Annotated in this window: 17 protein-coding genes; 10 read left to right on the top strand and 7 right to left on the bottom strand. The window is 71.9% G+C overall.

The window, feature by feature from the left end; translation table 11 throughout:
* Positions 1-37: 37 nt before the first annotated feature.
* The 10 genes from purH to ACLII4_RS09145 all read left to right on the top strand — a co-directional run bounded on the left by purH (position 38) and on the right by ACLII4_RS09145 (position 13,781).
* Positions 38-1,594 carry a bifunctional phosphoribosylaminoimidazolecarboxamide formyltransferase/IMP cyclohydrolase gene (gene purH, locus ACLII4_RS09190; protein ID WP_412070561.1) on the top strand — a complete coding sequence of 519 codons (1,557 nt, stop codon included), beginning with the start codon at positions 38-40 and terminating at the stop codon, positions 1,592-1,594.
* 388 nt (positions 1,595-1,982) lie between these two features.
* Positions 1,983-2,993 (top strand): rod shape-determining protein, encoded by a 1,011-nt coding sequence (locus ACLII4_RS09185; RefSeq protein WP_412067090.1) that lies wholly within the window; start codon positions 1,983-1,985, stop codon positions 2,991-2,993.
* A gap of 183 nt (positions 2,994-3,176) precedes the next feature.
* The gene (mreC, locus tag ACLII4_RS09180) at positions 3,177-4,076 is read left to right on the top strand and encodes a rod shape-determining protein MreC (protein WP_412067089.1); all 900 of its coding nucleotides are present in this window, start codon (positions 3,177-3,179) and stop codon (positions 4,074-4,076) included.
* Positions 4,077-4,124: 48 nt separating this feature from the next.
* Positions 4,125-5,618, top strand: a complete 1,494-nt coding sequence (gene dacB, locus ACLII4_RS09175) for a D-alanyl-D-alanine carboxypeptidase/D-alanyl-D-alanine-endopeptidase (RefSeq protein WP_412067088.1) — start codon at positions 4,125-4,127, stop codon at positions 5,616-5,618.
* A gap of 82 nt (positions 5,619-5,700) precedes the next feature.
* The gene (locus tag ACLII4_RS09170) at positions 5,701-6,390 is read left to right on the top strand and encodes an ABC transporter ATP-binding protein (protein ID WP_412067087.1); all 690 of its coding nucleotides are present in this window, start codon (positions 5,701-5,703) and stop codon (positions 6,388-6,390) included.
* Complete coding sequence (locus ACLII4_RS09165) at positions 6,387-8,858, top strand: FtsX-like permease family protein (protein ID WP_412067086.1); 2,472 nt, start codon at positions 6,387-6,389, stop codon at positions 8,856-8,858. Before ACLII4_RS09170 ends, ACLII4_RS09165 begins: the two co-directional genes overlap by 4 nt.
* Before the next feature lie 71 nt (positions 8,859-8,929).
* On the top strand, positions 8,930-9,478 hold the full coding sequence (gene hslV / locus ACLII4_RS09160) for an ATP-dependent protease subunit HslV (RefSeq protein WP_412067085.1): 549 nt from the start codon (positions 8,930-8,932) through the stop codon (positions 9,476-9,478).
* Positions 9,479-9,555: 77 nt separating this feature from the next.
* Positions 9,556-10,497, top strand: coding sequence for an NYN domain-containing protein (locus tag ACLII4_RS09155; RefSeq protein ID WP_412067084.1), 942 nt, complete (start codon positions 9,556-9,558; stop codon positions 10,495-10,497).
* Positions 10,498-10,580: 83 nt separating this feature from the next.
* Positions 10,581-12,011, top strand: a complete 1,431-nt coding sequence (hslU, locus tag ACLII4_RS09150; protein ID WP_412067083.1) for an ATP-dependent protease ATPase subunit HslU — start codon at positions 10,581-10,583, stop codon at positions 12,009-12,011.
* 360 nt (positions 12,012-12,371) lie between these two features.
* Positions 12,372-13,781 carry a N,N-dimethylformamidase beta subunit family domain-containing protein gene (locus ACLII4_RS09145; RefSeq protein ID WP_412067082.1) on the top strand — a complete coding sequence of 470 codons (1,410 nt, stop codon included), beginning with the start codon at positions 12,372-12,374 and terminating at the stop codon, positions 13,779-13,781.
* Positions 13,782-13,839: 58 nt separating this feature from the next.
* Here ACLII4_RS09145 and ACLII4_RS09140 read toward each other — a convergent pair whose 3' ends face one another.
* From ACLII4_RS09140 to hisD, 7 genes are all read right to left on the bottom strand, one after another.
* Positions 13,840-15,462: a DEAD/DEAH box helicase gene (locus ACLII4_RS09140; protein ID WP_412067081.1), complete on the bottom strand. Its 1,623-nt coding sequence runs from the start codon at positions 15,460-15,462 to the stop codon at positions 13,840-13,842.
* 256 nt (positions 15,463-15,718) lie between these two features.
* Positions 15,719-16,384: an HD domain-containing protein gene (locus ACLII4_RS09135; protein WP_412067080.1), complete on the bottom strand. Its 666-nt coding sequence runs from the start codon at positions 16,382-16,384 to the stop codon at positions 15,719-15,721.
* The gene (gene bshC / locus ACLII4_RS09130) at positions 16,381-18,021 is read right to left on the bottom strand and encodes a bacillithiol biosynthesis cysteine-adding enzyme BshC (protein WP_412067079.1); all 1,641 of its coding nucleotides are present in this window, start codon (positions 18,019-18,021) and stop codon (positions 16,381-16,383) included. The genes ACLII4_RS09135 and bshC overlap by 4 nt, the downstream gene beginning before the upstream one ends.
* 56 nt (positions 18,022-18,077) lie before the next feature.
* Positions 18,078-18,671 carry a bifunctional nuclease domain-containing protein gene (locus tag ACLII4_RS09125; protein WP_412067078.1) on the bottom strand — a complete coding sequence of 198 codons (594 nt, stop codon included), beginning with the start codon at positions 18,669-18,671 and terminating at the stop codon, positions 18,078-18,080.
* Between the two features lie 206 nt (positions 18,672-18,877).
* A complete protein-coding gene (gene tyrS / locus ACLII4_RS09120) occupies positions 18,878-20,140 on the bottom strand; it encodes a tyrosine--tRNA ligase (protein WP_412067077.1) in 1,263 nt (420 codons plus the stop codon).
* A 90-nt stretch (positions 20,141-20,230) separates the two neighbouring features.
* Positions 20,231-21,322, bottom strand: a complete 1,092-nt coding sequence (locus ACLII4_RS09115) for a pyridoxal phosphate-dependent aminotransferase (RefSeq protein ID WP_412067076.1) — start codon at positions 21,320-21,322, stop codon at positions 20,231-20,233.
* 77 nt (positions 21,323-21,399) lie between these two features.
* Positions 21,400-22,722, bottom strand: coding sequence for a histidinol dehydrogenase (hisD, locus tag ACLII4_RS09110; RefSeq protein WP_412067075.1), 1,323 nt, complete (start codon positions 22,720-22,722; stop codon positions 21,400-21,402).
* Positions 22,723-22,725: the final 3 nt, after the last annotated feature.

Genomic DNA, 22,725 nt, shown 5'->3' with positions numbered 1-22,725 from the left:
CGCCAAGGACCTGCCCGCCCCCGACGACCGCTATCCCATCCGCCGCGCCCTGCTGTCGGTCTTCGACAAGACCGGCCTGGTCGACTTCGGGCGACGCCTGCACGCCCTCGACGTCGAGATCCTGTCCACCGGCGGGACCGCCCGCGCCCTGCGTGCGGAGGGCATCCCGGTGATCGACGTGGCCGACGCGACGGGCTCGCCCGAGATCCTGGGCGGGCGCGTCAAGAGCCTGCACCCGCACATCCACGGCGGCATCCTGGCGCGGCGCACCGACGCCGACGACATCGGGGAGCTCGCGGAGCACGGGATCGGCGCCATCGACCTCGTCGCCGTCAACCTCTACCCCTTCCGCGAAGCGACGGTGGGCGGCGCGAGCGACGCGGTCGCGGCTGAGAACGTCGACATCGGCGGGCCGACCATGCTGCGCGCGGCGGCCAAGAACTTCGCCTTCGTCGCCTCGGTCGTCGACCCGGCCGACTACGACGCGATCGCCGACGAGCTGGAAGCGAATGGTGGAACGTTGGGGATGGCCACGCGGCGCAAGCTGGCGTCTGACGCGTTCGCCCACTCGGCCGCGTATGACGCCGCCGTCGCCGCCTTTTTCGGCGCGGCCTACGCGAGCGACAAGGCTGGCGCCAGCGCCAGTGATGGGATGCCGGCCTCGTTCACCACCGACCTCGCCAAGGCCGACGACCTCCGGTACGGCGAGAACCCCCACCAGCGCGCGGCGCTCTACACGGACGGCTCGACGCCGTACGAGGTGCTCCACGGCAAAGCCCTGTCGTTCAACAACCTGATCGACCTCACGGCGGCGCTCAACCTGATCGCTGAGTTCGAGGGCGGCTCGCCGACGGTCGCCATTCTGAAGCACACCAACCCGTGCGGCGTCGGACAAGCCGGGTCGCTGGCGGACGCCTATGCGAAGGCGTTCGCGACCGACCGGCAGAGCCCCTTCGGCGGGATCGTTGCCGTCAACCGCCCGCTCGACATGGCGACCGCTCACGCCATCGACGCCGTCTTCACCGAGCTCATCATCGCGCCCGCGTTCGAGGACGGCGTGCTCGCCTTCCTGGAGCAGAAGAAGAACCGCCGCCTGATCCGCGCGACGCCGACCGCCCGCGCCAGCCAGGACGTCCGCACGACGGCCGGCGGCCTGCTCGTCCAAGACCCCGACCGCGCGCTGGCGGCCGACCTCCGCACGTCGTGGACGGTCCCGACCGAGCGCCAGCCGTCGGACCGCGAGTGGGCCGACCTCGACTTCGCGTGGCGCGTCTGCAAGCACGTCAAGTCGAACGCGATCGTCTACGCCCGCGACGGCGCGACGCTGGGGATCGGGGCCGGGCAGATGAGCCGGATCGACGCGTCCGAGATCGCCGTCGCCAAGGGGGCCAAATCGGGCCTCGACTTCGCCGGCTGCGTCGTCGCCAGCGACGCCTTCTTCCCCTTCGCCGACGGGCTGGAAGCGGCGGCCGAGGCGGGCGCGACGGCGGCCGTCCAGCCGGGCGGGTCGGTCCGCGACGACGAGGTGATCGCGGCGGCCGACACGCGCGGGATGGCGATGGCGTTTACCGGCCAGCGACACTTCCGACACTAGCCACCACGGCTCCCCCGTCTGGTCGCCCTCGCTGCTCGAAAGGACGTCTGGACGGTCCCCTCACCTGTGAAGGAACCCGCCGTCCGAGCCCGGAGCGAAGCCGCCAGCGGACGGCGGGGAGGTCTCATCGCGCCCCGAGTGGTCTCGACACGGACCTCCCGGGGCGTGGCGGGCCCCACTCACACGGCGACGCACATGGGCGGGACCGGGGGCGCTAGCCACCGACTGCGCGAGGCACGGATAGACCGTCCTCCCCGAAAAATCAAGGCAGATGCCCGGTCTGGGCGGGCCGCCCGGTTAGTTTGATCGCCGCTCGACACGCCAGGCCCGTTGGACGCTGGGCCGTGGCCTGCACATCTCTCGGCGTCCCCCGCTCCCTCCCGACTCCGTGCTCAACCCGTTCTCGGTCGACGTCGCCATCGACCTCGGCACCGCCAACACGCTTATCCACGTCCGCGACAAGGGGATCGTTCTCAACGAGCCGTCCATCGTCGCCATCGACCGGCGCACCGGGAAGACGGTCGCCATCGGGACCGAGGCGCTGATGATGCACGAGCGGACGCACAAGGACATCGAGACGATCCGGCCGCTCAACGACGGCGTCATCGCCGACTTCTCGGTCGCCGACGCGCTCATCCGCGGGCTCATCCGCCGCGTCAAGCCGGGCTGGCTGACCTCGATTGGGCGGATGGTGATTTGCGTGCCGTCGGGGATCACCGAAGTCGAGCGCCGCGCCGTCAAGGACGCCGCGCAAAATGCCGGGGCGCGCCAGGTGATGCTCATCGACGAGCCGATGGCGGCCGCCATCGGGATCGGGCTCAACGTGCAGGAGCCCGTCGGCAACATGATCGTGGACATCGGGGGCGGGACGACCGAGATCGCGGTGATCGCGCTCAACGGGATCGTGGTCGACGAGTCGATCCGCGTCGGCGGCAACGAGCTCGACGAGGCCGTGATGCAGTACTTCAAAAAGCACCACAACCTGCTCATCGGGCAGCGGACGGCCGAGCGGATCAAGTGCGAGATCGGGAGCGCGCAGAAGCTGGACCCCGAGCTGGAGCTGTCCGTCAAGGGCCGCGACCTGGTGACGGGCGTGCCGAAGACGCGCGTGGTGTCGAGCGAGGACGTGCGCGAGGCGCTGCGCCCGTCGGTCAACCAGATCGCCGCGGCCGTCGTCCGCGCGCTGGAGCGGACGCCGCCCGAGCTGGGCGGCGACGTGCTCGAGCGCGGCATCATGCTGACCGGCGGCGGCGCGCTCCTCAAGGGGCTGGACGAGTACCTCCGCGAGCGGACCGAGCTGCCCGTCTTCACCGCCGACGATCCACTGACGGCCGTCGTCCGCGGCACGGGCTCCGTGCTGGAGGACATCGACAGCTACATGCCGGTGCTGACGAACTAGGTGACGAGGACAGGAGGAGGAGAGGACTAGAGGCGGAGGCGGGACGGAGGGGCCCGAGGGCCCGGCGCCTGCCTCGGGGCCTACCCATCCGCTTCGTGTCCGCGCCTCCCCTCCTCTTCTCTTTCCCGGCCTCCGAACCACGAGACCCGTCGGGAGTAGGCCCGCCTCCCCTCTCTTCCCTGGATGGCTCTCGCTCAGCAGGTTTGGGAGCGCTCGCGCGACTATGTCGTGTTCGGCGTGCTCCTGCTCATCGGACTCGTGATCTTCGTGGGCCGCAACGGCCCGGCCCTGCGCGCCGCCCGCGGCGCCAGCCTCACCGTCACGGCGCCCGTCGAGGGCCTGTTCGAGCGCGGGGCCCGCTTCCGGCGGTCGCTGAATGAGAACGAGCGGCTGCGGACCGAGACCGCCGAGCTGTCCGCCGAGGTGGCCCGGCTCCGCGAGGCGTCGGCCGAGAACGCCCAGTTCCGGGCGCTGCTCCAGTTCGAGGACACGACCGACGTGCAGCGCGTGGTCGCCCGCGTGGTCGCCAAGGAGGTCACCGGCCAGACGAACCTGCTGACGATCGACGTGGGCGCTCGCGACTCCGTCGAGGCCGGGATGCCGGTCATCAACGAGCGCGGCGTCGTCGGCTTCGTCGTGCTCACGAGCGACAACTACGCCGTCGTGATGCCGCACCAGAACACGCTCTTCAAGGTGCCCGGCGTCGTCGAGGCGCTCGGCCGCGAGGGCGTCGTGTCGTGGGACGGCCGGACGGTCGACCGGCTGACGATGACGCGCGTGGTGAAGACGGAGCCCGTCGAACCGGGGATGCTCATCGTGACGAGCGCCTTCTCGGGCGTCTTCCCGGCTGGCGTGCCGATCGGGCGGGTCGACACGGCGTACGCGGCGGCGGGCCGCAACGACTTCGAGATCATCCTGGAGCCCGCCGCGCCGATCTCCGAGGTCGGCTACGTCTACGTCCTGCTGGCGCGGCCGAACCCCGAGCAGGCCATCCTCGAGGCCGCCGCGAGAGACTCCCTCGGGATCGAGCGTCGCGAGGCCGCCCTCGAAGCGCGGCTCAGCGCGACGACGCCCGCCGAGTAGCGCACGACCTTTGCACGGGTGGCCGTTGACCCCCGCCCCCCTACCCCGATGCCCCTCGTCCCGCGCCCACTGGCGGCCCTCGCCGTCGCCCTGCTCGCCCTCGCCGCCGCCGCCCAGCCCACCTCCACGATCGGCGGCTTGGCCGACCGGATCGACGAGGTGCTGGACGCCAGCGCCTTCAACGACGCGTACTGGGGTGCCTACGTCGTCGACCTCACGACCGGCGAGGAACTGTTCGCGCGCAACGCCCAGCGCCGCTTTATCCCGGCGAGCAACATGAAGCTCGTCGCGACCTCGGCTGCGCTCGACCAGCTCGGGCCCGCCTTCACCTACAAGACGCGCCTCTACGCCGACGGCCCCATCCAGAACGGCACCCTTCTCGGGGGGCTCGTCGTCCGGGGCGCGGGCGACCCGACCTTCGGCGGCCGGTTCCGCGACGGCGACGCGCTCGGCGTCTTCCGCGACTGGGCCGACAGCTTGCGCGCGCTCGGCGTCCGCCGCATTCAGGGCCCCATCGTCGGCGACGACGACGTGTTCGACAACGTCCACCTCGGGCAGGGCTGGCAGTGGGACGACCTCAAGTGGTACTACGGCGCCGAGATCTCGGGCTTGCAGTTCCAGGAGGGCACGGTCCACGTCGAGGTCCGGGGCACGACGCCGGGGCAGCGCGCGCACATCGAGGCCTCGCCCGACTACGGCTACGTCCGGTTTGCGAACCAGACCACGACGACCGACGGCGGCGCGATCCGTGAGGGCTACGACCGCGCCCTGTCCGACAACGTTTTCACCATCTCCGCCAGCGTCCCCGCCGGGCGGACCGAGACCGAAGACCTGTCAATCGTCAACCCGACCGACTACTTCGTCTCGACGTTGATCGGCGTGCTCCGCGACCAGGGCATCGACGTGGTCGGCGAGGGGGTCGACGTGGACGAGTGGGGCCGGCGCCCACGCTACGAGACGCTCACGCGCGTGGCAACGCATACCTCGCCCCCGCTCTCGGCCATCGTCGAGCAGACCAACACGGACTCGAACAACCTCTACGCCGAGCACCTCCTGCGCACCCTCGGTGCCTACGTCTACCGCGGCGTCGACCTGCCCACCGGCTCAGCCTTCGCGGGCTGGGAGGCCGCCAAGCCGTTCATCCTCCGCATCGGCGTCGATCCCGAGACGTTCCGCGTGGCCGACGGCTCCGGGCTCTCGGCGCTCAACCGCGTCACGCCGGTCGGCATCGTCGGCATCCTGCGCGGGATGTACCAGCACCCCGACCGCGCCACCAAGGACGCGTTCTGGAATTCGCTCCCCATCGGCGGCTACACCGGCACGCTTCGCAGCCGCTACCGCGCCGGCGACGCCCGGGGCAACGTCCGGGCCAAGACCGGCTACATCTCGGGCGCGCGGACGCTCTCGGGCTACGTCACGAGCGCCTCAGGCCACGTGCTGGCGTTCTCGTTGCTGTGCAACAACTACACGGTGCGCACGAGCCGGGTGAACCAGGCGCAGGACCAGATCGTGGAGCTGCTGGCGGACTTCGAGGGGCGCTAGCGGCGCACGGGGGCGGGATTCGACGCCCGTGCAACTCGGCGGCCGGCCGTCACGGTAGGGGGCGACGCTCCTCCCCCGGCCCATGCCCCCCGTCATCGACGCGCGCGACGTCAGCCGCACGCTCTCCCTCGGCGACACGCCCGTCCCCATCCTGCACGGCGTCTCGTTCACCGTCGACCGCGGCGAGTGGGTGGCCGTCACCGGGCCGTCCGGGTCGGGCAAGTCGACGCTCTTGGGCATCGTCGCCGGGCTCGACGCACCGACGTCGGGGACCGTCGCCATCGACGGCGTCGACGTGTCGTCGCGGAGCGAGGCCGAGCTGGCGCGCATCCGGAACGAGAAGGTGGGCGTCGTCTTCCAGTCGTTCAACCTGATCCCGACGCTGACCGCCCAAGAGAACGTCGAGGCCCCCCTCTACGTCGGGCCCCACCGCCGGGAGGCCAAGGCGCGAGCCCGCGCGATGCTCGACCGCGTCGGGCTCTCGGACCGGCTCGGCCACCGCCCGCATCAACTGTCGGGCGGCCAGCAGCAGCGCGTGGCGATTGCCCGGGCGCTCGTCACCGAGCCGGCCTTGGTCGTCGCCGACGAGCCGACGGGCAACCTCGACGCGGCCACCTCCGCCGCCGTCCTCGACCTGTTCGCCGACTTGCGCCGCGACCTCGGGCTGACGGTCTTGGTCGTCACCCACGACCCCGACGTGGCGGCCCGCGCCGACCGCGTGATCCACCTCGTCGACGGCCGGATCGCGACGGACACCCGGCGCGCGGCATGAGCACCATCGCCTTCGTCGTCCGCTACGCCGTGCGGTCGCTGCTGCGGAGCGGCCAGCGCGGCGCGCTCGCCGTCGCCTGCGTCGCGTTCGGCGTGTTCTCGCTCGTCGGGCTCCAGCTGCTCGCCGCCAGCATCTCCGACGCCGTCCTCATCCCGCCGCGCATCTCGCTCGGCGGCGACCTCGCGCTCTCCCGCGACGCCCCGCTCTCCAACGACGACCTGCTGGCGGTCGCCGCCGACCCCGACGTCGCGGGCGTCGATGCTCGGAGCGAGGTCCCGGCACGGTTCGTCCAGACCGCCGACAACGCGCGGCTGTTCATCTTCAACCGGATCCTGGCGGTCGACGCCGACGCGTACCCCCTCATGGGCGAGGTCCGCATGCGGTCCGGAACGCTGGCAGACGCCCTCGCCGCGCCCGAGTCCGTCGTGCTGTCGCGTGACCTCGCGCGCGCCCTTGCGGTGGAGGAGGGCGGCCGGATCCGGCTGGCGGGGACGCCCGGCGGCACGCCGACGACGCTCACCGTCTCCGGCTTCGCCGACCAGCTCCCCGACGCCGTCGGCGGCACGCTCCTCGTCAGCCGCGAGACCGCGTGCCGGATGGCGGGCGCGGACGTGGTGATGACCGCGCGCGTGGCGACCGACGCGCCGGACCGAGTGGCCGCTCGGTTCGAGGCGTCCGGCTGGACGGTCGAGCGGCCCGACGCACCGCCGGACGACATCGAGAAGATGTTCGGGTTCGCACTCCCCGCTGCCGGCCTGCTCGGCCTGCTCGTCGGGGGGATTGGCGTGGCCAACACGCTCCAGGTCGTCCTGACCCGGCGCCGCACGGAGGTCGCCGTGCTCAAAACCCTCGGCTACCGCCAGCGCGACCTGATGGCGCTGTTCGGCGTCGAGACCGCGATCCTGGGGCTGGTGGGCGGCGTCCTGGGCGTGCTCGGCGGGATCGCCGGCGCCGAGGGCCTGAGACGCGTCATGTCCAACGGTCTCCCCATGCTGCTCGACTTCCGGCTCGTCCCGTCCGTCCTCGTCGGCGGCCTGCTCGCGGGCGTCGCCACGGCCGTGCTGTTCGGGCTCATCGCGATCGTCCGCGCCAGCTCGGTCCGGCCCGGGACGCTGCTCCGCCAGACGCCGATCGTGATGACGGCGCGGACGCGGCTGGCGACGGCCGGGCTGTCGCTGCTGCTGTTTGGCTTGTTCGGCGTGCTCGGGAGCGTGCTCGTCGGGTCGGTCGCCGTCGGGTTTGGCGTGATCGCCGCGGGTGTCGCCGGGCTCGTCGTCTTCGGCGCGCTGATGGTGGCCGCCCTGCTCGTGGTCGTGCGGATTCCGACGCCCGGCCTGCCCCTCGTCCGAATGGCCGCGCGCAACCTGGGGCGGCACCCGGCGCGGGCGGCCGCCTCCCTCGTCGCCTTGTTCGTCGGGACCTACGCCATCGCGCTCTCGGGCATCATCATCCTGAACGGCCAGGACCAGGTCGCCCAGCGGATGGTTGACGTGGAGGGCGCAAACGCGACCCTCTACGGCATCCCGCAAGACGCCCCCGGGCTGGGCCGGCTCGCCGCCGAGGCGGGCGCGACGCTGTGGACCGACCGGACGGCCGAGGCCGAGATCACCTGGCCCGACGGCACGCCGTTCGCGTTCGTCGACCAGCTCCATGGCCGCGGCGTCGACGGCGCCTCGACGGTCGCCGTCTCCGACTCGGCGCGCGGCGCGCGCGGCACCGACTGGCTCGCCGACCCGGACGGCCTCCTCGTCCCGTGGCGCCTGAGCACCGACGACGAGCGCCCCGTCGCCGTCGGCGACACGCTGCGGGTCCGCATCGGCGGCGCCGAGCGCCTCCTCGCGGTCGACGGCTACTACGACCGGCCCGACGGCATCCCGCTCGTCCAGACGTCCGGGGCGATCGTGCTCCCGGCCACCTTCGACGCGCTCACCAGCGACGCCACCGTCACCGAGACCGTCGCGGCCGAGGTGCCCGCCGCCCGGCTCGACGCGTTCGCGACGGCCGTCGGCCGGGCGCACCCCGAGGGCGCCATCATCACCTCGCGCGAGGTGGTCGAGATGTTCATCCGGGTCGTGCGCGGCCTGTTCCTCCTGGTGCTCGCGCTGACGAGCCTGGCGCTCGTCGCCGGGACGGTCTTGATCGCGAACGGGGTCGGGCTGGCGCTCGTCGAGCGGCGGCGCGAGCTCGGCGTGCTCAAAGCCATCGGCTACTCGGCCGGGCAGGTGCTCCAGATGCTCCTGCTCGAGAACGCCCTGCTCGGATTTGTCGGCGGCGGGCTCGGGGTTGGCGCGGCCGCCCTCACACTCGCCGTGATCCGGGCGCAGGGCGACGACATCCCGATCACCCTCTACCCCAGCGTCTCCATCGCGCTCGTCGCCGTCGCCATCGCCATCGCCGTCGCCAGCGCGATGGCGGTCGCGTGGGGCGCCGTCCGCGCCCGTCCCCTCGACGTGCTCCGCGCCGACTGACGCGAACTCGTCGTGCAGTGGAAACCGCGCCCGCGCCCGCTCGTGGTCCGCCGACCGACCTCCTGAATCTGATGACTCCGATCCACGCCACGACCGTCCTGGGCGTCCTCCACAACGGCCGCGTCGCCCTCGGCTCCGACGGGCAGGCCACCATGGGCGACACCGTCATGAAGCACAACGCGCAGAAGGTGCGCCGGCTCTACGGCGGCAAGCTGCTCGCGGGCTTCGCCGGCTCGACGGCCGACGCGTTCACGCTCTTCGAGCGGTTCGAGGCCAAGCTGGAGCAGTACGGCGGCAACACCGTCCGCGCGGCCGTCGAGCTCGCCAAGGACTGGCGGACGGACCGCTACCTGCGCCGCCTCGAGGCCCTGCTCGCGGTCGCTGCACCGGACCGGCTCCTGCTCGTCTCTGGGACGGGCGACGTGATCGAGCCTGACGACCCGATCCTGGCCATCGGCTCCGGCGGCAGCTACGCGCTCGCGGCGGCGCGGGCGATGATGAAGCACAGCCCCCAGCTCTCGGCGAAGGAGATGGTCGAGGAGGGGCTCCAGATCGCGGGCGACATCTGCATCTACACGAACAAGAACACGACCGTGCTGGAGCTCGACGCGGAGGACTAAAGACGGCCGGGGAGCCGAGACGTAGCTTCGCGGTGCGCCTGCCTTCGGCGCGCTCTGTTCCACAGCCTTCGTCTTTCATGTCCGAGATCACGCCCGACGCGTCGGGCCCCGATGCCGAGGCCGGCGCCCGCCAGGCCGCCGTCCTCCTCGACTACCAGAACCTCCACCACTACCTCAAGGGGCGCGTCGGCCGCGACAGCTCCACGGCCGACCTCGCCGGGTCGCTCTTGCTCGCCTTGCGCGAGCGCCTCGCCAGCGACGACACCCGTCTCGTGCGCGGCCGCGCGTATGCCGACTTCGGCGGCTTGGACGACCACTCGCGCCACGTCCAGCGGACGTTGTACCTCCACGCCATCGAGCCGGTCTACGTCCCGGCCACGATGCACCGCAACACGACCGACCTCCAGCTTGCCGTCGACGCCATCGAGATGCGCGAGCGGCACCCGGAGATCTCCACCTACGTCCTGCTGGCGGGCGACCGCGACTACGCGCCCGTCGTGACGGCCCTGCTGGCCGGCGGCAAGCGTGTGCTCGTCGTCGGCTTCAAGGAGCACCTGTCGCCGTACCTGCTCGGCCACACCGACGGCGGCGAGTTCATCGACGCCAACGAGCTGCTCCCGTCCGGCGCCCTTCCGCCCGAGATCGAGGTCGGCACGGCCATCGAGACGACCGAGTTCGCCGACGCCCAAGACCCGCGCCACGAGATCGACTACGACGCCCTGGAGGTCGTCGAGAAGTTCTTCGGGCAGTACGAGGAGATCTACCTCACGCCCTTGCTGCGCCGGCTGTCCGATGAGATCGGCGAGGTCGAAGGGCACGATCCCAAGTCGCTCGTCGCCGACCTCGAAGAGTGCGGCGCCGTGCGCCTGGAGCGCCGCAAGGGGATGCCGTACGACTACACCGTGCTGCTGGTGAACAACGAGCACCCGGCCGTCAAGGAGGTCCGCGAGGACGTACACGGCAAGCCCGTCACGGCCGCCGACGACGGCCTGCCCTTCGACGACGAGCGCGAGATGTAGCGCGGGCCACCGGCTCGGCGACTCTTCACGCATCACGACCCGGGCCCGGGCGTAGCCGCCGGACGCCACCGTCTAGCCTTCCAATGATCCCGCTCCCCGCCCACGAGACGAGCGAGGCCGACCGCCTCGCCGAGCTCACGCCCCGCCAGATCGTCGCCGAGCTCGACCGCTTCGTCGTCGGCCAGCACGACGCCAAGCGCTCCGTCGCGATTGCGCTCCGCAACCGCTGGCGCCGGCTCCACGCCGACCCGGCCCTGCGCGACGAGATCACGCCGGCCAACATCATCATGATCGGGCCCACGGGCGTCGGCAAGACCGAGATCGCCCGGCGGCTCGCCAAGCTCACTGGCGCCCCGTTCGTCAAGGTCGAGGCCACCAAGTTCACCGAGGTCGGCTACGTCGGCCGCGACGTGGAGTCGATGATCCGCGACCTCGTCGACCTCGCCATCAACCAAGCGCGCGACGCCCAGGTCGAGCGCGTCCAAGAGCCGGCCATGGCCCAGGCCGAGGAGCGCCTTCTCGACGTCCTCTTGCCCCGCTCGACGCCCAAGACCATGCCGGGCCTGGGCTTCCCGCTCGGTGGCCAGACGCCCGCCGCCGCCGCCGAGCCGTCCGAGGAGGACGACCTCCGCCAGCGGACGCGGGAGAAGTTTCGGGAGAAGCTCCGCCGCGGCGACCTCGACGACCGCGAGGTCGAGATCGACGTCTCCCTCGACCGCACGACCAACCTCCAGATGTTCGGCCCGGCCGGGCTCGAGGAGATGGGCATCAACCTCCAGGAGATGCTCGGCGGGATGGGCAAAAAGCGCCAGAAGCGCCGCGTCAAGGTGCAAGAGGCCCTCGAACTGCTGACCCAGGAGGAAGCCCAAAAGCTCATCGACGGCGAGGCCGCCAAGGAGGAGGCCATCCGCCGCGTCGAGCAGGGCGGCATCGTCTTTATCGACGAGATCGACAAGGTGGCCGGCCGCCAACAGGGCGGCGCCGGGGGCGGCCCGGACGTGTCGCGCGAGGGCGTCCAGCGCGACTTGCTGCCCATCGTCGAGGGCTCGACGGTGATGACCAAGCACGGGGCCGTCAAGACCGACCACGTCCTGTTCATCGCGTCCGGCGCCTTCCACATCGCCAAGCCGTCGGACCTGATCCCTGAGCTCCAAGGCCGCTTTCCGATCCGCGTGGAGCTCGGCTCGCTAAGCGTCGAGGACTTCGTCCAGATCCTCAAAACGCCGCAGAACGCGCTCCTCAAGCAGTACTCGGCGCTCTTCGCGTCGGAGGGCGTCACCATGACGTTCACCGACGACGCGGTCCAGGCGATCGCGGAGACCGCCGCAAAGGTCAACGACGAGGTCGAGAACATCGGCGCGCGGCGCTTGCACACGATCCTGACGACGCTGCTCGAAGACATGCTCTTCGACGCGCCCGACGGGCCGGACACCTACGAGATCACGGCAGCCAACGTCAAGGACACGCTCGCGGGCGTGGTCGAGGACCGCGACCTCAGCCAGTACATCCTTTAAGGGCATGAGGCACGGGGCACGGGGCACGGGGCTGTCGACACAGCGCTCTTGCGCTGGCGGCCCCACGCCCACGCCCTCATCTCCTAAGTCGTCCCCTCTCCCCTCGGGAGAGGGACAGGGTGAGGGTGAGGGTGCCGAACGAGCGAGAGCCCATCTGCTGGCGCAAGCGGGCCAGGCTCAAGCCCACCTGCTGGCGCCAGCCCGGCGCCCTCCCCCGGCCCCTCCCGTCCGGGAGGGGAGGTCGAATCCGGGGCGTCGGGCGGTTTCACAGGCCGGGCTGGCGCAAGCACCACCGACGGCGTCCCCACCCCCAGGGGGGAAGGGACGGGGAGAGGGGAGAATCTGCCAGCCGGGCATCCTGTGACCCGGCGATCCCTCTCCCCCCTCTTCGCCGCACGCCGCGCGGCCGTCGCGGCCGTCGCCCCGGCCTTGCGCTGGCGGCATCGGCGCGGCCCGTTCGTCCGCACGGCGCCGATGCCCGAAGCCCAGCCGCGCCCGCTCGAAGGCTACCCCGCCGAGCTGTGGGCCCCGACCGGCCAGCCCCGCGCCTTCCACCTCCGGTCGCCGTTCGACGCCAACACACTCGTCGTTGAGCGCTACGCGGGACCGGACGCCTTCGAGGAGGTCGCCCGCCAGCCCTTCGGGCGGTGTCGGCCCGAGACGCCGATCGACGCCCCTGTCAGCGGGTGCGGGTGGCCCGAGACGCTCACGCTCGACACCACCGGCTGGCGCCAGGGCACGTACCGCGCGCGCATCGAAGCGGACGCCGACGACGCTGACGCAAGCGAACGCTCGACGATCACGTTCTTGGTCGGGCCGGCCTCCCCCGGGGCTCGGGTTGCCGTGTTTGCGCCGGTCACGACGTGGCTGGCGTACAACCCCTACGGAGGCCAGTCGCTGTACCACAACGAGATAGACACCGCCACCACAACCCTTGCGCACGCTGGACGGCCGAACCCCTCGCTCGACTGGTCGCCGGTTGGTGCCATCCACGCGATGGCCGCCGAGGCGCCCGTCTTCGACTGGCTCGACACGGAGGTGGGCGCCGACCTCTACCCGGACTGGATGCTCGAGCACCCCGACCGGCTTGCGAGCTACAGTGCACTCGCGCTCGCGTACCACTGCGAGTACGCGAGCGACGCGATGGTCGGCGGCGTCAGTGAGTTGGTAGACGGGGGCCGGACGCTGCTGGCGATCGGGGCGAACCAGCTCTACTGGCGGGTCCGGTGGGACGATGCCAACGCCGTGGTCGAGTGCCGCAAGGACGGCTCGCGCTTTGCCGACGGCGCGCGAGGCGGGCTGTGGCGGCGGCGCGGGCGTCCCGAGGACGAGCTGCTCGGCGTCCGCTTCACGGCGCCCGGCACGGGCACCTACGCCCCGTACCGCGTCGCCGACGCGAGCCACTGGCTCTACGACGGCTTGGGCGTCTCCGACGGCGACCTGTTCGGGATGTCGGGGACCACGCCCCTGCCCATCTGCGGCGACGAGACCGACGCGCCGACGGCCATCTCCGGGCTGGCCACCGAGGTGGTCGCACGCGGGATGAACCGCGCCGACGCCGTCGACGGCGACTACACCCTCTACCAGCGCGGCAACCCGGCGTGGAACGGCGCGGCCGGCGGCACGATCGCGCTCACCGAACGCTCGGCGACGCACGGCGTGCTGGCGACCGGCGCCATCCACAGCGCCTCCGGACTGGGCGTCGACCCGGTGTTCACCGGCATCGTCCGCAACGCGCTGCGGCGCTACGGGCTGGGCCCGAAACAGTGATGCGTGAGCCTCCCGGAGGAGACCCACGCATCACAACCGTCAGAGCAGGCTCGGGGCCTTAGGCGACCACGATCTGCGCGAGGTGCTTGCCGAAGCGGTAGTTGTCCTGCGCCAGCACCTGATCGACGTAGCCCGCGGGCACGTCGACGAGCGTCTGGCCGTCGTTGATCAGGATCTTGCCGAGCACGTTGCCGGGGATGTCGGCGGTGCGAGCAATCGCGCTGACGACCTGCGACGGGCGGACGCCCGCCTCGTAGCCGGCGTCGATCGTCATGCGGACGAACCCTTCCTCGCGCGCGTGGCGCGGGGCGTTCGAGCGCGGTCCGTTGTGGCTCGGGCCGCGGTCGTTGCCCGAGCGGCGGTCGTGCGGGGTGTGGATGTGCGGCAGCGAGGACTCTCCACGAGCGATCCGGGCGACCGCGAAGGCGGCGGCGGCGATGCGCATCGGGTCCTCGCCCTCGGCCACCAGGTCGAGCACGAGCCGGCGGTCGGCGTCGGTCGCGGCGTCGAGCGAGTCCGTCACCATGGCGCCCATGCGGGCGGACCGCGCGGCCTCGACGTCAGCGATGCTGGGGAGCTCCGCGAACGGGATCTGGCGCTTGGCGTAGCGCTCGACGCGGCTGAGCAGGTTCCGCTCGTTGGGAGCGACGAGCGAGAGCGCCGTGCCCTCGCGACCGGCGCGGCCCGTCCGGCCGACGCGGTGCACGTAGGCCTCGACGTCGATCGGCAGCATGATGTTGAACACGTGCGAGACGTGGTCGATGTCGAGCCCGCGAGCGGCGACGTCGGTGCCGACCAGGATCTTCAGCTTCTGGTTCTTGAACCGCTCCAGGACGGCCGTGCGCTGGGCCTGGCTGAGGTCGCCCGAGATGGCCTCGGCGGCGAACCCGAGCCCGGACAGCTCGTCGGCGAGCCGGGTCGCGCCATGGCGCGTGCGGACGAAGGCGAGGGCGCTCGTCACGTCCTCGGTCTCGAGCAAGCGCACGAGCGCCGCCAGCTTGTCGCGGTTGTTGATGAGGTAGGCGCGCTGCTCGATGTCCTCAGCCGTCCGGTCGCCCGAGGCGACGGCGATCGTCTCAGGGTCGCGGAGGTAGGTCCCGGCGATCTGGCGGATGCGGGGGGGCAACGTGGCCGAGAGCAGGGCCGTCTGGCGCTCGGCCGGGGTCGCCTTGAGGATCAGCTCGAGGTCGTCGGCGAAGCCCATCGAGAGCATCTCGTCGGCCTCATCCAGCACGACCGTCTCGACGGCCGACAGGTCGATGTACTGCTGGTTGATCAGGTCGACCAAACGGCCCGGGGTGGCGACGACGACGTCGACGCCCTGCTGGAGGCGCCGCGTCTGCTTGTGGTACGGCTGGCCGCCGTAGACGGGCAGCACGCGGATGTCGAGGGCCTTGCCATACGTGAACACGGCGCTCGACACCTGGACGGCGAGCTCGCGCGTCGGGCAGAGCACGAGGGCGCGGACGACGCCGCGGGTCTTGTCGGCGGCCAGCTTCTGGATCATCGGCAGCGCGAACGCGGCCGTCTTGCCAGTGCCGGTGCGGGCCTGGCCGATCGCGTCGCGGCCGTCGAGGAGCACCGGGATCAAGCCGGCCTGGATCGGCGACGGCTCGGTGTAGCCGAGGTCGGAGACAGTGGTGGCCAGCTCCGGTCGGAGGTGGAGGTCAGAAAACGTCATCAGGAGTCCGCTCGCGCGGTGGGCTTGGCGGGATGGCTAAGGCCTCGGACAGCTGGCTGTCCGGTCCGATCCACGCTCGTGCCCTCACCTGAGGAGTCCCCTTCCGGGGGGAGCCTGGCGACCGCCTTCAGTGCGGCCGGAATGGGTCCCTTGTCAGTCCACAGGGTACCTTTTCAAGCCCCGGGCCGTGCGCGGGATCGGTGACGAGCCTGCGAAGAGATGTCGAGGATGGCGCCGGTAGGTGGGCGAGGCGCCCCTACCCCGTCCCGAGGCCAGCCGCTTGCGCGAACCGGTCGATCTCGACGCGAAGTCGGTCGCGCATCGGCGCCAGCCGCGGGTCGTCGCGGCCGTCGGACTGCGCCAGCACGGCCTCGAAAAACCACAGCTGCTGCTCGGGCCCGGCCGACAGCCCCCGCCGCGTCGGCGTCGTCGTAAAGATGTCGATGCCCGCCTCCAGCGACGACGCCATCGAGTACGCGTTGTGCAGCTTGTCCGCCAGCGACACCGCGACGGCGGCGTCGGGCCCGCCCGCCAGCCGGTCGAGGTACGCCTGCTTGCGGACGGCCCACGGCAGCATTGCCCCGCCCTCCGTCTGCGGCTCGCTGACGGCCTCGACGATCGCCACGACGGCCTCGCCGACGCGCGCCGCCAGCACCTCTCGGGCGAGCGTCGCGCCGTAGCGGTTGTCGTCCTCGATGGCGTCGTGCAGGAAGGCGGCGGCGACGGCCTCATCGCCCCACCCGGCTCGCTGCACCGTCAGCGCGACGGCAGTGACGTGGGCCATCGCGGGGATACGAGACGGCGCGTCCGGCGGGGCGTCCACGCACGGATCGCTCCAACGGCCTTTGCGGTAGGTCGCGTCGTGCCACTCGGCGGCGGTCTCGATGGCGCGCTCAACGAGCGGCGAAAAGAGCTCGGTCACGGGCGGACGGTGTAGTGCGTGGTTGCGTCGAGCGGGAGGGCGTCGACGAGGGCGCGCAAGCCAGCGACACCGTGGCGGGCGACCACGCCGAGGGGACCGAGCTTGCGTTCTTGGAGGGCGCCGGCCGGCCACAGGGCGGCGCGGGCGCGGTCGAGGCGGGCGCGCACGTCCGCATGCTGGCGCTTTTCGACGCGGACGGTCTTGGTTTCGAGCGAGTCGAGGGCGTTGTGCGTCTTGGCCTGCGCCGCGCCAAGCGCGCCGTCGAGGGTCGCGTCCACATCGCCGACGACGACCGCCAGCCGGGCCAGGGCGTCGTCGACGGCCGAGCGGGCGTGGCGGAAGGCGCCATCCAGGTCGAGGGCGCTGGCGTCGAGCGCGAGCCGGCGCCACAGGGCCTCGATGTCACCGCCGACCTCCGCCAGCCCCAGATCGTAGCGGTCGAGGATTTTGGCAACGCCGGGCTCGACGACAGTGAGGCTGAGGCGCGGCTCGATGACGGGCATCGGGACGCCGAACGACTCGTAGACGGGTCCGAGTTGAGCGAAGTACGCGGCCTCACCGGGACCCGCAACGTAGGCGGCCGTGGGCAAGAGCGTGTCCTGCATGAGGGGCCGCAGGATGACGTTGGGGCTGATCGACGCGGGATCGTCCGCGACCTGCTGGCGGAGCGCGTCGGCCGTGATGGGCGCGCCCGTCGTGCGCAGGACGAAGCCGTCATCGGCCGGGTCGAGCGGGGTGCGGTGGCCCTCCCCCATCACAAACAGGTTGACGGGCGAGGGGCCGACTTGGACGTGGAAGCCGGCGGCGGCGAGCGCCGTGCTCCGCGTCTCCAACAGGTCCAGCGTGTCGGCCCAGCGGTCGATCTCTCGCGTGAACAGCGGCGCCGCGAGCGCCTTGAGACGGGCGTCGTCGGCGGACATCAGCACGATGTCAGGAACAAGGGCTCGGACCAAGTGGGCAAACGCGTCGCGCATCGTCCGGCCCGAGACGTACGCGGCTCTCGCAAGCGCCTGGGCGTCGTCGCGGAAGGGGCCGGTGGGGAGCGCGGCCGCCAGCCCGTCGAGGGCGCGAGCGGTGGCGTCAGCGTCGAGGACGAGGCGGCCGACGGGGCCCCGGTCGGCCGTCGGCGGCAGGCCGTCGTCGTAGCTCACCGTGCGGACCTCCTCCCCTTCCGAGAACGTCGCGTCGGCGATCTCGGCGAAGTCGTGGTCCTCGTCGGCCAGCCAGAAGACGGGGACGACGGGGCGGCCGGTCTCGCGCGACAGCCGGTCCGCCAGCCGGACGGCGGTGACGGCTTTGTAGATCGTGTAGAGCGGCCCGGCGAACAGGCCGAGTTGCTGGCCGGTCACGACGGCGACGGCGTCCGGCCGGCGCAGGGTGTCGACGAGGCCGAGGACGGCGTCGCCGGCGCCCCAGGCCCGGTTCTGCTCCGCGATCACGTCGGCAACGGCGTCGCGCGAGCCCCGGGCCGTCGCCGACTCGGCGGCGATGCGGGCGGCGTCGGCCCGGTCGGCGGGGTCGTGGGGCGACCAGCGGTACAACGCGAGTGCCTCGGCGCCGCCCGCCAGCACAGCCCGCTGCAGCGCCGAGGCAGGGAGCTCGGTGGCGGCGGCGGTCGGGGCGAGGGCCGGGCTCACTCGGAGCCCTCGGAGAAGGCCACGAGCGGACAGCCGGCGAGGAGCGCGAGGCGCACCTAGTTGCCCTCCTTCATCCGCGCGATCTCGTCGCGGAGCCGGGCGGCCGTCTCGTAGTCCTCGTCGGCGATGGCCTTCTCGAGCTTGGACTCCATCTTGTCGAGCGTCGACATGGCCTTGGAGGCGACGGCCTCGAAGGGGTCCACCTCCGGGTCGCCGGACTCGACGGGCTCGGCCGCGTCGTCGTCGGCGGGGATGCCGGCCTCGTCCAAGACGGCGGCCGAGACGAAGAGCGGGGCGTCGGTGCGGACGGCGAGGGCGACGGCGTCGGAGGGGCGGGCGTCGAGGGTGGCCTCGTCGTCGTCGTGGACGTAGCGGACCTTGGCGAAGAACGTGCCCTCGCGCAAGTCGTCGATGACCACGTCGGTGACGTCCGCGCCGACGGCCTCGAACAGGGCCCGGAGCAGGTCGTGCGTCATCGGGCGCGGCGGCTGGATCTTCTCCAGCTCCAGGGCGATGGCCTGGGCCTCGAAGGCGCCGATGATGATGGGGAGCCGCCGGTTGCCGCCGACCTCCCCGAGAACCAGGGCGTAGGCGCCTCCGGACGAGGGGCTCGTAGAGAGCCCGATGATGTCGACCTGGATGTAGTCCATGACTGGCGGATCCGACTGGATTGGAAGGCCGCAAGGTACGGCCGGAGGAAGGCGGTTCCGGCCAACTGCGCGGCGCGCGGCGGGGTTCTCCGGGAGGTCATGAGCCGACGCTGGGAGCTCACGAGCCCCCTCCAGGAGGTGCGAGGCCACGCCGGCAGGTCGGCACTTCGTGGCGGGCCCTCGCATCCGCTGCGGAGCCCCACCGGCTATACCAAGCGGGCGAGGGCGACGGACTTCTTCCCCTTGCGCAAGACGACGACGGAGCCGTCGACGGCGTCGGTGCGGGTGACGGCCTCGTCGAGGGCCGCCACCTTGCGGTCACCGACACGAACGCCGCCGCCCTGGATGGCGCGCTTGGCCTCGCCGCGCGATGCCGCCAGCCCGGCGTCGACGAGCAGGTCGATGACGGGGGCGCCGGCGCCGTCGAAGCGGTCGGCGGGCATCTCGACGGACGGCGCCTCCTCGAACACCTCGTCGAGCTCTTTCGAGGACAGGGCCGAGAGGTCGCCGCCGAATAAGGCGCGGCCGGCGCGCTCGGCGGCCTCGGTGGCCTCGGCGCCGTGGACGATGGTCGTGACGGCTTGCGCCAGCGCGCGCTGGGCGGCGCGAGCCCCGGGACGGTCGGCCATCTCCTGCTCCAGGGCCTCGATCTCCTCCCGGCTCAGCCAGGTGAAGTACTTGAGGTAGTCGACCACGTCGCGGTCGTCGGTGCCCAGCCAGAACTGGTAGAAGCGGTACGGCGAGGTGCGCTCGGGGTCGAGCCAGACCGTGCCGGCCTCGGTCTTGCCGAACTTGGTGCCCGCGGCGTTCGAGACGAGCGGCATCACGAAGCCGTGGCCTTGGCCGCCTGCGGACCGGCGGATGAGCTCGGTTCCGGCGGTGATGTTGCCCCACTGGTCGCTGCCGCCGAGTTGGATGGTGACGCCCTGCTCCTGGTAGAGGTGGAGAAAGTCGTAGGCCTGGAGCAGCATGTAGCTGAACTCGGTGAACGACAGGCCCGCCTCGACGCGGCTCCTGACGGACTCCTTGGCCGTCATGTAGCCGATGGTGAAGTGCTTGCCGACGTCGCGCAGGAAGTCGGTGAGCGGGATGGCCGTCAGCCAGTCGGCGTTGTTGGCCATCTGGGCCGCGTGCTCGCCCTCGAAGTCAAGAAAGCGTTCGAGCTGCTTACGGATGCCGGCGACGTTGGCGTCGACCTGCTCGCGCGTGAGGAGCCCGCGCTCGTCCTTCTTGAACGACGGGTCCCCGATGAGCCCGGTGCCGCCGCCCACGAGCGCGATGGGCGTATGGCCGTAGCGCTGCAGGCGTGCCAGCCCCATGATGGGCACGAGCGAGCCGACGTGCAGGCTGTCGGCCGTCGGGTCGAAGCCGCAGTACGCGGTCCGCGAGCCGTCGGCGAGGTGGTCGTCGAGGTCGGGCGTCTGGTCTTTCAGGACGCCGCGCCAGCGGAGGTCGTCGAGCAAGGTCATGGCGTCGGGCGTGGGTCGTGAAGCGTGGGACGGAGGTCGAGAGGTCGGTGGTGGGCGTCGGGGGACCGCCCACGGACCACGGCCGATGGCCTAGATGCCGAGGACGGCAGTGAGAGCGGCGCGGACGGCGACGTTCTCGGCGGGGGCCCCGACGGAGATCCGGACCCAGCCGGGGAGCCCGTCGACGGGCGCGAGCGCGGGGTAGCCGGTCACGTCGCGGACCAAGACGCCGTGCTCGGCGAGCCGCTGGCGGAGGTCGGCGGCGGCCAAGGGCGTGCGGGCCAGGAAGAAGTTGGCCGCGCCGGGCAGCACCTCGACCCCGTCGATGGCGCCGAGCCAGGTCTCCATGGCGGCGCGCTCGTCGAGGAGCGTGGCCGCGCGCTCGGCGACCAAGTCGCCCGCGTCGAGGACCGCCAGCCCGACGGCCTCGCCGAGTCGGTCGACTAGGAACGGAAGGCGGGACTTCTCCATCTCGGCGATCAGGTCAGGGTGCCCGAACAGGACGCCGAGGCGGACGCCCGCCAGCCCGAGCGCCTTCGAGAAGGTCCGCATCACCAGGACGTTGTCGTGCTCCTTGAGGAGGTCGGTGGCGGTAGGCCCAGTCAAGAACTCGTGGTAGGCCTCGTCGATGCACAGGATGCCGGGGACGCCCGCCGCCAGCATCTGGAGATCGGCGTACGAGAGCGCCTGCCCGGTCGGGTTGTTGGGCGTCGTGACGATGGTCAGCGGGGCATTGGCTTCAACGGCCGCGGCCAGGATGTCGTCGGCGGCGTGCGCGAGGTCGGGACCGGCCGGCACGTCGACGATCTGGGCGCCGTGCATCCGCGCCATGCTGGCGTAGAGCGCGAACATCGGGCTCGGCAGCACGATGGGCGTGCCGGCGTCCAAGAAGCACAGACCGAGCGTGTGGGTCAGTTCGTTCGAGCCACGGCCGACGATGACGGAGCCCGGGGGCAGACCGTTGACCTCTTCGAGCCGGGCGACGAGTCGGTGCGGTCGGTCGTCGGGGTACCGGTTCCACGGAGTCCCGCGAAAGGCCTCGAGGGCGGCGCGCTTGATCTCGTCGGGGAGGTCGAACGGGCTCTCGTTCTGGTCGACCTTGGCGTCGGCGACGAGCGTGGTGGGCACGCGGTAGGCCCGCTCGGCGCGGATCTCGGGGCGGACGAGGTCGATGGGGGGCATGGGACGGTGGAACGTGGTATGTGAGAGCGTGGAAGGTTAAAGGCTCGCTCGAAAGAAGCCGAGGCCGGCTTGAGGACTCAAGGCTTTGAACCTTCCACATTCAACCCCGCATGTTCAACGTCCAGCCGAACGCGGACGGCCAAGGCGTGGGCGTCCAAGCCCTCGGCCTCGGCGAAGCGGGCGATGGCCTCGCCAGACTGGCGCAAGCGGGCGGCGGAGTAGCGGACGACGGACTGGCGGCGCAAGAACACGCCGACGCCGAGCGCGGACGCGAATCGCGCCGTCCCGCCGGTCGGGAGCACGTGGTTGGGGCCCGCGAAGTAGTCGCCGACGGGCTCGGGCGAGTCGTGGCCCAGGAAGGCGGCGCCCGCGTGGCGGATCTGGCCCCACAGCGCGTCCGCGTCGTCGGACAGGATGACCAAGTGCTCCGGCGCCAGTTCGTCGACGCACGCGAGGGCTTGCGCCATCGACTCGGTCACGACGGCGGCACCGTACGCGGGAAGCGAGGCGCGCAGCGTCTCGGCCCGGGGCAGCGTCGGCACCAACCGCTCGACCTCGGCCTGCACGGCGCGCGCCAGCTCGGCGGAGGGCGTAACGAGCACGGCACTCGCGCGAACATCGTGCTCGGCTTGCGCCAGCAGATCGGCGGCGGCGTGCGTGGGGTTCGCGGAGTCGTCCGCCAGCACGACGACCTCGCTGGGCCCGGCGACCGAGTCGATGCCGACCTGGCCGACGACGAGCTTTTTGGCGGTCGCCACATACGCGTTGCCCGGCCCGACGACGACGTCGACGCGGGGGATGGTCTCGGTCCCGAACGCGAGCGCGCCGATGGCCTGGGCGCCGCCCACGGCGACGACGTGATCCAAGCCGAGCAGGCGGGCGGTCGCCAGGATGAGCGGGTGCGGCAGGCCGTCGGGCCCGGGCGGGCTGGCGACGACGATCTCGCGGACGCCGGCGACAAGCGCGGGCACGGCGTTCATGATGACGCTCGACGGGAGCGGCGCCGTGCCGGCGGGCACGTACAGCCCGGCGCGGTTGACGGGCACGATGCGCTGGCCGTAGGCGACGCCGTCGCCGTCGTCGTGCGTCCACGAGGCGGGCATCTCGCGCTCGTGGAAGCGGCGGACGTTGGCGGCGGCCTGCTCCAGCGTCGCGCGCAGCTCGGGGTCGAGGTCCCGGAGCGCACGGTCGAGGGCGGCGACGGGGACCGCGAGCGCATCGGGGCGGACGCCGTCGAAGCGCTCGGTGAGGTCGAGCAGCGCGGCGTCGCCGCGCTGGCGGACGTCGTCGAGGATGGCGCGGACGGAGGCCTCTACGGCGTCGTCGAAGACGGCGCGGCGGTCGAGGACGGCCGAGAGCCGGGCGCGGCGGTCGGCGTAGGGGACGAGGGGAAGCAGCATCGG

Source organism: Rubrivirga aquatilis (genome assembly GCF_046845665.1).
GTDB lineage: Bacteria > Bacteroidota > Rhodothermia > Rhodothermales > Rubricoccaceae > Rubrivirga.
Note: the sequence above shows the minus strand (reverse complement) of the source record. Positions and strands in the feature narration are given on the sequence as shown.

What these genes read in the sequence shown, in the direction of transcription:
- mreC (WP_412067089.1), top strand. Translation starts at nt 3,177, where the DNA reads ATGGCTCTCGCTCAGCAGGTTTGGGAGCGCTCGCGCGACTATGTCGTG.
- dacB (WP_412067088.1), top strand. Translation starts at nt 4,125, where the DNA reads ATGCCCCTCGTCCCGCGCCCACTGGCGGCCCTCGCCGTCGCCCTGCTC.
- ACLII4_RS09170 (WP_412067087.1), top strand. Translation starts at nt 5,701, where the DNA reads ATGCCCCCCGTCATCGACGCGCGCGACGTCAGCCGCACGCTCTCCCTC.
- ACLII4_RS09165 (WP_412067086.1), top strand. Translation starts at nt 6,387, where the DNA reads ATGAGCACCATCGCCTTCGTCGTCCGCTACGCCGTGCGGTCGCTGCTG.
- hslV (WP_412067085.1), top strand. Translation starts at nt 8,930, where the DNA reads ATGACTCCGATCCACGCCACGACCGTCCTGGGCGTCCTCCACAACGGC.
- ACLII4_RS09155 (WP_412067084.1), top strand. Translation starts at nt 9,556, where the DNA reads ATGTCCGAGATCACGCCCGACGCGTCGGGCCCCGATGCCGAGGCCGGC.
- hslU (WP_412067083.1), top strand. Translation starts at nt 10,581, where the DNA reads ATGATCCCGCTCCCCGCCCACGAGACGAGCGAGGCCGACCGCCTCGCC.
- ACLII4_RS09140 (WP_412067081.1), bottom strand. Translation starts at nt 15,462, where the DNA reads ATGACGTTTTCTGACCTCCACCTCCGACCGGAGCTGGCCACCACTGTC.
- ACLII4_RS09125 (WP_412067078.1), bottom strand. Translation starts at nt 18,671, where the DNA reads ATGGACTACATCCAGGTCGACATCATCGGGCTCTCTACGAGCCCCTCG.
- tyrS (WP_412067077.1), bottom strand. Translation starts at nt 20,140, where the DNA reads ATGACCTTGCTCGACGACCTCCGCTGGCGCGGCGTCCTGAAAGACCAG.
- ACLII4_RS09115 (WP_412067076.1), bottom strand. Translation starts at nt 21,322, where the DNA reads ATGCCCCCCATCGACCTCGTCCGCCCCGAGATCCGCGCCGAGCGGGCC.
- hisD (WP_412067075.1), bottom strand. Translation starts at nt 22,722, where the DNA reads ATGCTGCTTCCCCTCGTCCCCTACGCCGACCGCCGCGCCCGGCTCTCG.